Source organism: Bradyrhizobium sp. dw_78 (genome assembly GCF_018449525.1).
Taxonomy (GTDB): Bacteria; Pseudomonadota; Alphaproteobacteria; order Rhizobiales; family Xanthobacteraceae; genus Bradyrhizobium.
In genome coordinates this window covers 1,057,442-1,069,836 of sequence record NZ_JAAVUS010000001.1, presented here as the reverse complement: position 1 = coordinate 1,069,836, position 12,395 = coordinate 1,057,442, and the positions used below count along the sequence as shown (strand labels likewise).

Below are 12,395 nucleotides of genomic sequence, written 5' to 3'. Positions count from 1 at the left end.
GTTCAGGCCAGCAGACCGGCCAGGCGCAACGTCATCAGGAAAAACGTGCCGGACATCAGGCTCCAGAAGCCAGCCAGCACGGTGGCCATCATCACGAATTCGAAGCGGCGGCGCTCGATCCGCGCGCCGCGCAACGTGTTCCGCATGATGATAAAGGGCGCGGCGAAGACCAGAAATGGCACCGCGGCGAAGGTGCTGGGAGCCACGCCTTCCTGCAGCAAGCCAAATCCGGCCGGGCGCTCCGCCAACAACTGATACCCGCTGGTCAGCGCGCCTGCGAGCGCAAAGCCGAGGCAAAGGGAAAACAGCGAATTCAACGCATCAGGCGACATCGGGGATTTTCCACTACGCAACAACGCCCTGCCTGTTTCGCAAACTTGGCCGCCGACCGCCAGACTATACTTAAGGAAAGGTTAATGCAGCCGGCCGGAACCGCGCTTGCCACATGGCTCGCTCCCTGTGGGTCTTGCAACGCGTTGCGAAAAATCGCCTTTCACATGGCATATTCCGGAAGCTGATTCGTCCCCTCCCGATGTTTCCAAGATGCAGCGTTCATGACGTCCTTCTCCGCCGCCCGGCACTCCCCCCGCAGACCGCGCCGGCATCGCCGCGGACACATGCTTCCGATCATCGCGGCAGGCGCGATCGCTACGGCTGCGATTACGGTGGTCGCCTATCTGCTGTGGCCCACCTGGGGAGCGCAGGCCTCGATCGGCCCGGACCGGCTGCCGGTCAGCGTCGGAGCCACCCTCTTCAATGTGCCGCCCAAGGCGATCCGCATGAAGATCCAGCGGCATTCGGGGCCGCAGGAGCGGATCGATCTAAGCTTCGCCTATCCCTCGCTTGACGTCCCCGAGGCGCCCAAACGCGTCAGCGCCGAGACCGTGGAACAACAGGCCATGCAGCCCATCGACCGGATCTTCCTGTCGATTGCCGCGCACCATGATTCAATGGCGCCGGATACGCTCGTGAATACCATCTATCCGCGCTATCTCGAACAGACCTCAAGCGCCGCGCAGGACGGATTGAGCATGCGCCGGTTTCGCGACGGCACGCCCTACAATGGCGAGGATCTGTTTTTTGCGGATGCGCCAAACCTCGATCTCAGCGCGCGCTGCACGCGCGACGCAGCGACACCGGGCATGTGTCTGAGCGAGCGCCGCGTCGACGGCGCCGATCTGACCTTTCGCTTTCCGCGAAGCTGGCTCACGCAATGGCGGGACGTAGCCAATGCGATGGACCGGCTGACGGCGCGGTTGCATGGATCGAGAGGATGACCGTCGCGCGATGACGCCGGTTCGGGACGGCGCAGGATTGCGCTTCAGTCCTGCTCCACCAGATCGTCCTCGAGGATCGCCATCTGGAACTGGAACGAGCGGTCGTCATCTTCATCGTCAACGAACAGCACGCCGATGAATTCCTCGCCGATATAGACCTCGGCGGAATCATCCTTTTTCGGCCTCGGCACCACGCGGATCCTGGGATTGCCGAATACACGCTTGAGATATGCGTCGAGCTTCCTGACTTCCTGAACGTCCACGGCGGTCTCCCACTGAGATTGCGATTTGGAGAAGTTTCTAGGACGAGACGAAGCTGAGCGCCAGCCATATCCTCGAAACAACACATATCCTCAAAACGACACATGCGATTCATGCGGCCGGAATTCCGGCGAAATGACGGTTCAGACCTTATCGATTCTGATGCCATCAGAACCGGTCTGCAATTTTTCGTTTTGACGCGTTTTCTTGCCGCCAACCACATCCACCCGCGCTATCCAAACGCGGGGCAGCTTCGTTCGAAACCGCGATAGGCGCCTTAAAAATCAGATTCCGATCGCGTTGAGCATCTGATCCATGGTGCGCGACGGCTCGGCGCATCCGGCCTCACCGACGATCTTGGCGGGCACGCCGGCCACCGTCACATTGTGCGGCACCGGCTTCACCACCACCGATCCGGCCGCGATGCGGGCGCAATGGCCCACCTCGATATTGCCGAGAATCTTCGCGCCCGCCCCGATCAACACGCCATGACGAATTTTGGGATGGCGATCCTCGTTCTCCTTGCCGGTGCCGCCGAGGGTGACATCGTGCAGGATCGAGACGTCGTCTTCGATCACAGCGGTCTCGCCGCACACGAAGCCGGTGGCATGATCGAGGAAGATGCCGCGTCCGATTCGGGCCGCGGGATTGATGTCGGTCTGGAACACCGAAGAGGACCGGCTTTGCAGATAATATGCAAAGTCCTTGCGGCCCTTTTTATAGAGCCAGTGCGCCAGACGATGGGTCTGGATCGCATGGAAGCCCTTGAAATAGAGCAATGGGTCGATGAAGCGCGACGTCGCGGGATCACGGTCGTAGACTGCCACCAAGTCGGCGCGGAAGGCATTGCCGATGTCGGGATCGTCGCGCAGCGCTTCGTCAAAGGTCTGGCGGATCAAATCGCCCGACAGCGCCGAATGATCGAGACGCTCCGCGATCCGATGAACCACGGAATCTCCCAGACGCTCGTGATGCAGCACGGTCGAATAGATGAAGGAAGCGAGTTCGGGCTCGCGCCGAACGATATCTTCCGCCTCCTGCCGGACGCGATCCCAGATCGGATCGAGCGCCGCCAGCTTCGTACCCTGCGGATTGACCTGATGCACTGCCATTTGCTGATCTCGAAAATTCGATTACTGGATGTAATTATAACACAACGCGGCAACTTCTGTCTCAGGCCGGATGCCGCTGATGGTGAATGTCACGTCTACCCAACAGACACTCTAAGCCATTGAAGTGACATATTTTCTTCACTGAGACCAAAATCCGCCGGCGCTGGCAGGGTTGCCTCAAAGTGGTCGGGAATTCCGGGAAATCAAGCAGCAAGACATCCAACTATTTACCGATTCCGGCCCGCGGCCGGGGCAGGCAAAGTAACTCAAACGGGGAGAAGCAGCATCACCACAGAGACTTTAACGGCGCGCCGGACCGGTTCGATCTGGGTCTGGGCGTCAGCGCTGGCCATTCCGCTGATGTTGGTCATGCCGGCGATCTGGAATCGATACCCGCTGCTCGAGTGGGATACCGGCGGCTATCTGGCAAGGTGGTACGAAGGCTATCTGGTTCCCAGCCGTTCCACCGTATACGGTCTCTATCTGCATCTCGGCGAGCCTTCCGGCTTCTGGGTCAATCTCGGAATTCAGGCGCTGGCGACGCTCTGGATCCTGCAATTGACGCTGCGCGTGTTCGGCATGGCGCGCCCGGCGCGGCTGATGGCCGTCGGCATCGCCCTGGTCCTGACCACGGCGCTGCCGTGGCTCGCAAGCCTGCTGCTGACCGACATCTTCGCCGGCCTGTCGGTGCTGTCGCTCTTTATCCTGGTCCTGCACGGCGACAAGACTTCCACGGCTGAAAAAATCCTGTTGTTTGCATTCACCGCCTTCGCCGGCGCCACCCACAGCGCGACGCTGGCCGTGCTTCTCGGATTATGCTGCGTGGGCTGGCTGGCGCGACCGTTGCTGCGGAAACGAATTGCCGTTTCCGGACTCGTGCAAGGCAGCCTCACCATTGTGGCCGGCGCCTTGATGCTGCTTGCCGCGAATTTCGCATTGTCTGGACAATTGGCGTGGACGCCCGGCGGTTACGGCGTCGCATTCGGCCGGATGATGCAGGACGGCATCGTCGCACGCTATCTGCGCGAACATTGTCCCCAGCAACAGCTTAAACTCTGCCCCTACGCCAACGAGTTGCCGGCGACCGCGGATGAATTTCTATGGGGCCATAGCATGTTCGACAAGCTCGGCCGGTTTCAGGGCTTGAATGACGAGATGGGCTTCATTGTCCTGCATTCGCTGGCCGACTATCCGGCCTGGCAGGCCGAAGCGGCGATCGCCGCCACCGCGCAGCAACTGGTTCATGTCGCCACCGGCGAGGGCAGCGACACCTGGCTTCCTCATACTTACGGCATCATCGAACGCTACATTCCGAAACAGGCCAAGCCCATGCACGCCGCGCGTCAGCAGCGCCGGGAGATCAATTTCACTCCGGTCAACTGGGTCCACGTTCCGGTCGCGCTGGCCTCGATGCTGGCGATCGTCGCCCTCCTGACATCCGCGATCTGGCGGCAGCAGCTTGACGATCTCACGCTGCTCGCGGCGACAGTCGGTCTTGCCCTGCTCGGCAATGCCGTGGTCTGCGGCGTGATATCCGGGCCGCATGACCGTTATGGCGCACGGATGGTGTGGATCGCGACCCTGACGGTGTTGATCGCCGCGATCAGGCACTTCGCCGACGGCGACAAGACCGGCGACGAGTCACTTTCGCTGTGAGAGAAATTCCAGCACACCGGTTTTGTAGACTTTGTCGCCGACCGCGCGCATGTGGTCGCGGTTGGGGATATCGAGCACCTTCGAGCCGGGAATGATCTTTCCGAGCGCCGGCGCCGATCCCGCGATCTCGTCTGCGGTCCCCACCGCGACCAGCACGGGAACGCTGATGGCGGCGGCTTCCTCCCTCGTCATCAGCCGGCGCGAACCGCGCAGGCAGGCCGCGAGCGCGCGGCGATCGGAACGGGTCTGATCGGCGAAAGCGCGGAACGTCCGCCCCACCGGATCGGTCACGTCATCGAGCGAATCCGCCTCCAGTGCTTTCGCCACGTTTTCGCCGGGGCCGCCGCCCTCGATCAATCCCATCGCGATGCCGCCGAGGATCGCCGAGCGCAGCCGCTGCGGCTCCCGGTGCGCGAGCCAGGCCGTCATCCGGCCGCCGAGCGAATAACCCATGATGTCGGCGCGCTCGATCTTCAGATGATCCATCAGCGCGGTGATGTCGCTGGCCATGATGCCGATGTGATATTGCTCGGGATCGTAAAGCTTCGTGGAATCGCCATGGCCGCGATTGTCGTGCGCGATGACGCGGTAGCCATGCTTCTTCAGTTCCGAGACCCAGGTCGGATAGACCCAGTTCACCGTCTTGCTCGACGCAAAGCCATGAACGAGCATGATCGGATCGCCCTCCCCTTCATCGAGATAGGCAATTTCAACATCGCCGTGGTGAAAGCTCGGCATCGGTCATTCCGTGTTTTGGGGAGGGGTTGGACTTGAAGGCTTATAAGTGGCCTTGGCTAACTTAGCCTTGGGCGGCGACGCCTGCCAGCGGCGGGTCAGGCGCCAAGGCCACGGCTGCCATCTGTTTTCGCAACCGTCGCGCCTTCCTGTGATTCAGCCACGACCATGTCAGGCGTTCGGTGGTGGCCTTGATCGATGACAACAGGCCAAACAGCGCCAGCACCGCGCCAAACACCCACAGCGTGAGATCGAACGCGCCCGCCGCCAGCAGTAACGCGCCGCGGCCGAGCATCTTGAGGATCGCGCGGGTCTGCCCGCCCTTGGATTCCGCCAACCGCGCGGCGCGGGCGACATCCTCGGGGCCTTCGGCGATTTTCAGCGTATCGAACGCACCGCGCAGGCCGGCTTTCTCACCGACGCGTCCGACATCCTTGCCGAGCCGAACCAGCCCGGCCGCCTGTTCGGGACGAAACGCCGCCTTGATGGCCGTGGCGGTTTGACCGGGCCGCAGCACTGAGGCGGACTCAACCGCGTTCTCCAGCATCGGCATATCGACGATGTCGCGGGCGGAACGGCCGGCCCACAGCGTCAGCCCCTCTCCCATCCGCCCGGCCTTGCCGGCATCCTTGACCAGCGTGAGGCCCGCGCGCACCGGCGCCGCGCCACCGGCGGAGACGTAGGTTGCCGCGGTGATCGCCAGGCCCGCGGCGGCAAGGCCCAGCACCAGCCGATCAGTCTCCTCGCCCATCGCCAGATGCTTGCCCTCGCGCACCACATCCCTGATATCGCCGAACACGAAAAGATCGCCGGCAACGGTGCCCGACATGCTGGCGACATCATCGGCATTTCCGGTCAGCAGACCGCTGGCAAAACCCTTCGCGACATGCGGCGCCGAATTCTGTTCGTCCACGGCATCGCCGACCCGCCGCAATAATCGATCGTCGAGGCGAATATGTTTCGCCTGCGCCAGATCGACAAAACTGTTGGCGAGATCGGCGTCATGCGCGGCCAGCGCCGCCTCGATATTTCCGGTTATAACGAAATCGTTATTTCTCAAGGCGGAGGTGATCTGGATATCCGAAAGCGCGCCCGGATCGTCCTGTGCGGCAAGCAGGGCAGCCGCGTCGCGCGCGTGCGGCCACGACAGCATGCACGCGACCGCGCACACTGCCGTACCGATAATCGCCGAACCGAGCCACAACCGCTTCATCCAGGAAACCTTCACCCCGGAAACCCTGATATGTTCGCCGCCCTGAAATGGTGTGCCGCTTTTAAGACACAACAGCCCCGACGAAAGAAGGGCTTCTCTTGACGACAAGATTGTGTCGAATTTGCATGAGCAAAACAGCGGCCGGGGCCTAGGAATCAACCCTACCCGTCAGTATGGTGCGCGGCATTTCAATGCTGCTCCGTGTGTTGATCGCGTCCGCCTGCATTGCTATCCAAGGTGAATATTATGTCCGACCATGTCGTTCCGCACTTTCACAATGACGCCGGCGTTCCGGTGATTGAAATCGGATCGAAGGAATTCATGTGCGTTGGCGCCAACCCGCCATTCGATCATCCCCATGTTTTCCTCGATCTCGGCAACGACAACGAAATCATCTGTCCCTATTGCTCGACCCTCTATCGCTATGCGCCGGACCTCGCTCCCGGCGAAGCGCGGCCACCCGAATGCGTGCTGAAGGATAAGGTCGCCTGATCGGCCGGTGGCGGTTTCACGCACTATTTTTATCGCCGGCGCCGGAATCGGAGGACTGACAGCAGCTCTGGCGCTGGCTCAACGTGGTTTTCGCGTCGTTGTGCTCGAGAAGGCCGAACGCCTCGAGGAAGCCGGAGCCGGCTTACAATTGTCACCCAACGCCAGCCAGGTATTGATCAACCTGGGATTGCAGTCACGATTAAACTCGCGCGCCATCATTCCCGACGCCGTCAGCATCATGAGCGCCCGCGCCGGCGGCGAAATCGCCCGCCTGCCGCTCGGTGAAGCCGTCTCCTCTCGCGCCGGCGCACCCTATTGGGTGATGCACCGCGCCGATCTGCAGGCTGCGTTGCAGGCCGAGGTCAGCGACAATCCCGACATCGAATTGCGGCTCGGATGCCAGTTCGAGGACGCCGCTCCGCACGCCAAGGGGCTGACCGTGGTCCAGCGCAGCGGCACGGCACGCCGGCAGGATGTCGCGCTGGCGCTGGTCGGCGCCGACGGGGTCTGGTCGACGGTCCGCAGTCATTTATTTCCACAGGCGCAGCCGCAATTCTCCGGACTGATCGCCTGGCGCGGCACGTTCGAAGCCACACAGCTGCCGCGCGAATATACTTCGCGCCGGGTACAGCTCTGGATGGGCCCCGGCGCGCATCTGGTCGCCTATCCGATCTCGGGCGGGCGCAGGATCAATGTCGTGGCCGTGGTGCCGGGAACATGGAACAGGCCCGGCTGGAGCGAGCCCGGCGAGGTCGCCGAGATCAAGAACGCGTTCGCGCCCTCGCAATGGCCGCCGGCCGCGCGGATGCTGATCGGCGCCGTCGATGAATGGCGAAAATGGGCCTTGTTCGCGGTCACCGGCCTCGGTGCGTGGAGCAACGGAGCCGTCGCCCTGCTCGGCGATGCCGCGCATGCGATGCTGCCGTTCGCCGCGCAGGGCGCCGGAATGGCAATCGAGGACGCGGCCGTGCTGGCCAAATGCCTCGGCGAGTCCCGGCATGACGAGGCGTCGGCAATAGCAGCCGCGATGCAGCGCTATGCGCGCCTGCGCCGGCCGCGGGTGGCACGGGTTCAGCGCGCCGCGCGGCAGGCGGGACGGATTTATCACCTCACGGGAGCGGCGGCTTACGCGCGCGACCTTGCGATCAAGGCGATGGGCCCCCAGCGCATGCTCGCGCGCCAGGACTGGATCTACGACTGGCGCGCGTGAGCGGGCCCGGCGCGGCGTTGACCGCTTTTCATCAATTAACAGCGGCGCCGGATCGCGCCGGCGGACGCGCGCCTTTCTGCTTCGCGGACGACGCGGAAGCTGGCACGGGCACAGCGCTTGCGGCAGACGGCGGCGATTCGTGGCACTTGTTGCGCTGCCAGTTCTCATCCGCCAGCTTGGCTTGGGCGCGGACCGCGATGTAATCGTTGCGATAAACGACCTCGCCCACGACCGAGCCGCCGACGCCGGTATTGGCCTTCGCGATCAGCCCCTGCAACTCCGCCGAGCGGGTAGCAAGCTTCTTGCGCTCGTCCTCCAGCTGCTTGCAATCGTAATAATCATATCTGGCGGGATCGACGAACGCACCGGAGGCAAAACTATCCCCCAGATTCGCGCAGCCGGACAGGCCCGCACCGGACACGAGCAGCGCCAGCGCTGCGGCGGACCGCCGGAGCGGTTTGAAACAGGTAATGGAAGCGGTCATGGGGCCTTGGTAACCAGACAAACTTGCGCTTGCGTAAAGCAGGCGCTGGTGTCGGCATTGAGGCTTTGCCTTGCACCGCGCGCCGCGCTGTGGAAAGGAGGTTCAGCTTGAACCTATCCCATTTCCCGTTCGCCGGGAAACACGCTAGATGAACGCGCTAAGCCTCTGATCTCATAACCAAAGCGGACGTGGCGGAACTGGTAGACGCAAGGGACTTAAAATCCCTCGATGGCAACGTCGTGTGGGTTCGAGTCCCACCGCCCGCACCAGAACTGACCCACATCAGGACTGACCCGCCGCGGCCATTCCAATCAGCAGCCATTCCAATCAATGACAAGCCTGGTTTTCACCACGGCGGGCTTTCATAAAACGTTAACTTCATCACGCGGCAACGGCAACCGCTAGCTGTATTTTTGACTACACTCGCACCACTTATTAGCTCTTTCCGTGCGAGGGCTGTCTCATGCTCGAAGATGGCGAATATGCTGCGTGGTTCAAAAACCCTCGGGGCGAGGGCACCGGCATCGTATTTCTTGCAAATGGCGTGATCACCGGCGGCGACAGCGTGCTGACCTATTCCGGCTCATATAAAGTCGACCAGGATTGTTTTACCGCCGTGCTGTTCACCAAACGGCATACCGCTGGGCATGTCTCCCTGTTCGGTATCGACGAGATCGAATTGAAGCTCACAGGGAAGTCGACCGGAACGACAGCTTCCTGCTCCGGGATCGCCAGGCAAGCGCCGGAATTACCGTTTCAGGCAACGCTCATTCGCGTTCAGGCCCCTCCGCTCGTGTCATCCGCCGGCAAACCAAGATTGGCCGGCTCGACGGCCGCTCCGCGAAAGCCGTTCGTGCTGCGCTCGGCGAGCAAATAGCGCAGAGACAAGCGACGGCGGCGTTCATTCGCCTGTTTCCTCCGTGTCGGCAAGACATGTCGGCACCAGCGTTCCCTGCGCGCCGACGCTGCGTTTCGCGAGCAATGGTAATTTATTACTAATACGCCCATCGATGCGTTTTCGTCGTCCGTGCGGATGGACATGCGGGGTCTAACTCCGCTCAATGCGAAGTTGTACGGGTCCGAGTCGGACCGCCCGCATCAGTGGCCGCGCCAATGCGTCCCCGCATCGGAAATCACGTCCATGATGTCTCAGCTCGAAAAAATCGCGATCGCCCCTCACCTCGTCTTCGACGCGCTTACTTGCGGCGAGCGAGGCGCGCCGCTGGTACTGCTGCTGCACGGTTTTGCGGGATCCATGAATTGCTGGCGGGCGCAGACCACGTTGCTTGCAGCCGCGGGCTGTCGCGCGGTGGCGCCGAACCAACGCGGCTACTCGCAAGGCGCGCGGCCGGACGCCGGCGATAGCTCGAATTATCAGATCGAGCGCATGATGGACGATGCGCTGGCGATCGTCGCGGCCTGCGGCTATGGCGACGCCCGCTTTCATCTCGTCGGGCACGACTGGGGCGGCAGCGTCGCCTGGGCGTTGGCCGACCGCCATCCGCAACGGCTGGCGTCGCTCGCGGTGCTGTCACGGCCGCATCCCAATGCCTTCAATCGTGCGCTGCAAATATCCGACGGCGATCAGGCGCGCCGGTCGCGGCACCACGCGGCTTTCCTCGAACCCGACGCCGCCGACATGGTTCTTGCCGATGACGCCAAATGGCTCCGCGAGCGGTGGGCCGCCGCTAGCGTCCCGCCCGCCGCCATGCAGGAGCACCTCTCCGTGATCGGCAACAAGGAGACGATGGAGGCCGCCTTGGCCTGGTATCGCGCCCGCGGCGCGGTCCGCGGCCCGCTCGGTCCGATTCGCGTGCCGACGCTCTATGTCTGGGGCGATGCCGACGACACCGTCGGACGGGACGCCGCCGAGGGAACGGAAGACTTCGTCGCCGCCCCCTATCGCTTCGAGGTTCTTCCCGGCGTCGGCCATTTCGCGGCGGACCAGACGCCCGAACGGGTCGGCGAATTGTTGCTTCAGCACGTCGCGGCCTTCCCGGCCTGACGCGATTTATCCGCGAGGCCGGAACTTCGTATCCGCAAAAACGTTGTCATGCAGCAAAACGGAGCATGACGTCATGGCCGGAGACAATACCGATCGCACAAGCGATGAACGCGAAAAGCGCGTCGGTGCTCGCCCGGGCTCGCGGTTGCCGCAGCAAAACGGCCCACCGCTTTTCAGCGACGGGCCGGAATTGCTCCGCGACAATCATTGCTGATCGCGCCAGGCGCGAATTCGTTTCGCCTACTCTGATTTGTCGATATTCCAGAAGATCGGCGTCGCCGGGCCATCGAGCACGCCGGTCAGCGATTTCCGCCACACGCTCGGGGCCAGATACTGGCCGAGCGGGATGTAGATCACCTGATCATAGACTTCCTTCTGGATATCGGCCGCAATCTTCTTCTGTTCGTCGGGCGAAGTGGACCGCGCGAAGGCGTCGCGCATCGCTTCCAGCTTGGCATCTTCCGCCCAGCCGAACCAGCCGCCTTTCAGGCCCCGGCCGCTCACCGACGCGTTGACGACGGGGTTCACGATATCGGCGCCGACCCAGTTGGTGAAGAACATATCCCAGCCGCCTTCGCTGTCGGGCTTCTGGCTGGCGCGGCGCGAGACCACGGTCTGCCAGTCGGTCGCCTGCAGGTCGACCTTGAAGCCGGCCTCGCGCAGCAACTGGGCGGCGACGATCGGCTGCGCCTTCAGGGTACTGACATCGCCAGGCGCCATGATCACGACCGGCGTGCCGTCATAGCCTGACGCGGCGAGTTCTTTTTTCGCTTCGGCCATGCCGTTGCCCTTGATCAGCGATTCCGCGCCGACATCGCTCTCCATTGGCGTGCCGCAGCCAAACACCGCGCCGCAGATCTTATAATATTCGGGATTGCCGACCAGTGCGTCCAGCACGTTCTTCTGGTTCAGCGCCAGGAAGGCGGCGCGGCGCACCTTTACGTTGTCGAACGGCGGATGGATGAAGTTCATCCGCCCGAGCGTCTGGGCGCCGAGCTTGTTCAACACGTCGATCTTCAGATCGGGGTTGGAAGCAAGCACCGGAAGCAGGTCAAACGACGGGTTCTCCAGGAAATCGATGTCGCCGGACTCCAGCGCGTTGATGGCGGTCTGGGCATCCGGCATCGTCACCCATTCCACACGGTCGACCTTCACCACCTTGCCGCCGGCGGTCCAGCTCGACGGCTCCTTGCGCGGCACGTAGTCGGTATTCTTCACGAACACCGCCTTCACGCCGGGCTGGAATTCCTCCTTCACGAACTTGAACGGACCCGAACCGATCTGCTCGGTGATCGATTTGTCCGGCGGCGTCTCGGCAATGCGCTTCGGCATCATGAAGGGCACCACCGACGAAGGCTTGCCGATCGATTCCAGCACCAGCCCGTAGGGCTCCTTCAGTTTCAGCGTAATGGTCTTGGCGTCGGTGGCCTCAAGACTCGCGGTGAAATCCATCAGCTTCTGGCCCATGCCGTCGCGCGCGCCCCAGCGCTTCAGCGACGCCACGCAATCCTCCGCCGTGACCGGCGTACCGTCATGCCACTTCAAGCCATCGCGCAGCGTGAAGGTGTAGGTCAGCTTGTCGTCGGAAACCTTGTAGTCCGCCATCTGCGGCTGGACCTTGAAATTGGAATCCATCGCCAGCAGCGTGTCATAAACCATGTAGCCATAGTCGCGCTGGATGTAGGCGGTGGTGATGATCGGGTCGAGCAAGCGCAAGTCGGAATGCATGACCGCGGTAATCGTCTTGGCGGCGGCCAGCGACGGCGTTGCCAGCGCAGCGGAAAGCACGATAGCCGACGCTAGGGTGGCACGCTTCCAACGCGAGATGTGGAACATTCGATCTCTCCTGACGTAAAACTGGTCAAACACCGATCATAGTTTATGCAAGTGGTCCGCTATTTAGGCGCTCTAACGCGCTGTAAAAACGGAACATTTAAGAGTTGCATCAAG

13 protein-coding genes and 1 tRNA gene are annotated in these 12,395 nt (G+C 62.4%); 7 read left to right on the top strand and 7 right to left on the bottom strand.

The features are described 5' to 3' along the window. Positions 1–2: 2 nt before the first annotated feature. Positions 3–332, bottom strand: a complete 330-nt coding sequence (locus tag HB630_RS04925) for a hypothetical protein (protein ID WP_213770417.1) — start codon at positions 330–332, stop codon at positions 3–5. A gap of 222 nt (positions 333–554) precedes the next feature. Between HB630_RS04925 and HB630_RS04920 the strand changes: the two genes are divergently transcribed. Next, positions 555–1,277, top strand: a complete 723-nt coding sequence (locus HB630_RS04920; RefSeq protein WP_213770415.1) for a hypothetical protein — start codon at positions 555–557, stop codon at positions 1,275–1,277. Between the two features lie 44 nt (positions 1,278–1,321). On the opposite strand, the gene HB630_RS04915 is transcribed toward HB630_RS04920, so the two are convergent. Both HB630_RS04915 and cysE read right to left on the bottom strand, forming a co-directional pair. Continuing rightward, on the bottom strand, positions 1,322–1,540 hold the full coding sequence (locus tag HB630_RS04915; protein ID WP_213770413.1) for a DUF3126 family protein: 219 nt from the start codon (positions 1,538–1,540) through the stop codon (positions 1,322–1,324). A 282-nt stretch (positions 1,541–1,822) separates the two neighbouring features. After that, positions 1,823–2,650, bottom strand: coding sequence for a serine O-acetyltransferase (gene cysE, locus HB630_RS04910; protein WP_213770411.1), 828 nt, complete (start codon positions 2,648–2,650; stop codon positions 1,823–1,825). 324 nt (positions 2,651–2,974) lie between these two features. On the opposite strand from cysE, the gene HB630_RS04905 reads away from it, so the two are divergent. After that, on the top strand, positions 2,975–4,306 hold the full coding sequence (locus HB630_RS04905) for a hypothetical protein (RefSeq protein WP_346656041.1): 1,332 nt from the start codon (positions 2,975–2,977) through the stop codon (positions 4,304–4,306). Here HB630_RS04905 and HB630_RS04900 read toward each other — a convergent pair. Both HB630_RS04900 and HB630_RS04895 read right to left on the bottom strand, forming a co-directional pair. Continuing rightward, on the bottom strand, positions 4,292–5,044 hold the full coding sequence (locus HB630_RS04900; protein ID WP_213770410.1) for an alpha/beta hydrolase: 753 nt from the start codon (positions 5,042–5,044) through the stop codon (positions 4,292–4,294). The two genes, HB630_RS04905 and HB630_RS04900, sit on opposite strands and share 15 nt — an antisense overlap. Positions 5,045–5,105: 61 nt before the next feature. Continuing rightward, complete coding sequence (locus tag HB630_RS04895; protein WP_213770409.1) at positions 5,106–6,254, bottom strand: hypothetical protein; 1,149 nt, start codon at positions 6,252–6,254, stop codon at positions 5,106–5,108. 246 nt (positions 6,255–6,500) lie between these two features. Here HB630_RS04895 and HB630_RS04890 point away from each other — a divergent pair, with 246 nt between their 5' ends. Then, complete coding sequence (locus tag HB630_RS04890) at positions 6,501–6,746, top strand: zinc-finger domain-containing protein (protein WP_213770408.1); 246 nt, start codon at positions 6,501–6,503, stop codon at positions 6,744–6,746. Positions 6,747–6,753: 7 nt separating this feature from the next. After that, on the top strand, positions 6,754–7,956 hold the full coding sequence (locus HB630_RS04885) for an FAD-dependent monooxygenase (RefSeq protein ID WP_213770407.1): 1,203 nt from the start codon (positions 6,754–6,756) through the stop codon (positions 7,954–7,956). 31 nt (positions 7,957–7,987) lie between these two features. Here the strand turns inward: HB630_RS04885 and HB630_RS04880 are convergent, their stop codons facing one another. Next, on the bottom strand, positions 7,988–8,440 hold the full coding sequence (locus tag HB630_RS04880; protein WP_213770406.1) for a twin-arginine translocation pathway signal: 453 nt from the start codon (positions 8,438–8,440) through the stop codon (positions 7,988–7,990). 182 nt (positions 8,441–8,622) lie between these two features. On the opposite strand from HB630_RS04880, the gene HB630_RS04875 reads away from it, so the two are divergent. From HB630_RS04875 to HB630_RS04865, 3 genes are all read left to right on the top strand, one after another. Beyond that, positions 8,623–8,709, top strand: a tRNA-Leu gene (locus HB630_RS04875). Between the two features lie 194 nt (positions 8,710–8,903). Continuing rightward, positions 8,904–9,317, top strand: coding sequence for a hypothetical protein (locus HB630_RS04870; RefSeq protein ID WP_213770405.1), 414 nt, complete (start codon positions 8,904–8,906; stop codon positions 9,315–9,317). A gap of 264 nt (positions 9,318–9,581) precedes the next feature. Beyond that, the gene (locus HB630_RS04865; RefSeq protein WP_213770403.1) at positions 9,582–10,445 is read left to right on the top strand and encodes an alpha/beta hydrolase; all 864 of its coding nucleotides are present in this window, start codon (positions 9,582–9,584) and stop codon (positions 10,443–10,445) included. Positions 10,446–10,685: 240 nt separating this feature from the next. On the opposite strand, the gene HB630_RS04860 is transcribed toward HB630_RS04865, so the two are convergent. Continuing rightward, on the bottom strand, positions 10,686–12,281 hold the full coding sequence (locus HB630_RS04860; protein WP_213770401.1) for an ABC transporter substrate-binding protein: 1,596 nt from the start codon (positions 12,279–12,281) through the stop codon (positions 10,686–10,688). Positions 12,282–12,395: the final 114 nt, after the last annotated feature.

Bases quoted from the DNA above. Each gene is read 5' to 3' on its own strand.
- HB630_RS04865 (WP_213770403.1), top strand. From the start codon at position 9,582: ATGATGTCTCAGCTCGAAAAAATCGCGATCGCCCCTCACCTCGTCTTC.
- HB630_RS04920 (WP_213770415.1), top strand. From the start codon at position 555: ATGACGTCCTTCTCCGCCGCCCGGCACTCCCCCCGCAGACCGCGCCGG.
- HB630_RS04900 (WP_213770410.1), bottom strand. From the start codon at position 5,044: ATGCCGAGCTTTCACCACGGCGATGTTGAAATTGCCTATCTCGATGAA.
- HB630_RS04880 (WP_213770406.1), bottom strand. From the start codon at position 8,440: ATGACCGCTTCCATTACCTGTTTCAAACCGCTCCGGCGGTCCGCCGCA.
- HB630_RS04925 (WP_213770417.1), bottom strand. From the start codon at position 332: ATGTCGCCTGATGCGTTGAATTCGCTGTTTTCCCTTTGCCTCGGCTTT.
- HB630_RS04870 (WP_213770405.1), top strand. From the start codon at position 8,904: ATGCTCGAAGATGGCGAATATGCTGCGTGGTTCAAAAACCCTCGGGGC.
- HB630_RS04890 (WP_213770408.1), top strand. From the start codon at position 6,501: ATGTCCGACCATGTCGTTCCGCACTTTCACAATGACGCCGGCGTTCCG.
- cysE (WP_213770411.1), bottom strand. From the start codon at position 2,650: ATGGCAGTGCATCAGGTCAATCCGCAGGGTACGAAGCTGGCGGCGCTC.
- HB630_RS04860 (WP_213770401.1), bottom strand. From the start codon at position 12,281: ATGTTCCACATCTCGCGTTGGAAGCGTGCCACCCTAGCGTCGGCTATC.
- HB630_RS04895 (WP_213770409.1), bottom strand. From the start codon at position 6,254: ATGAAGCGGTTGTGGCTCGGTTCGGCGATTATCGGTACGGCAGTGTGC.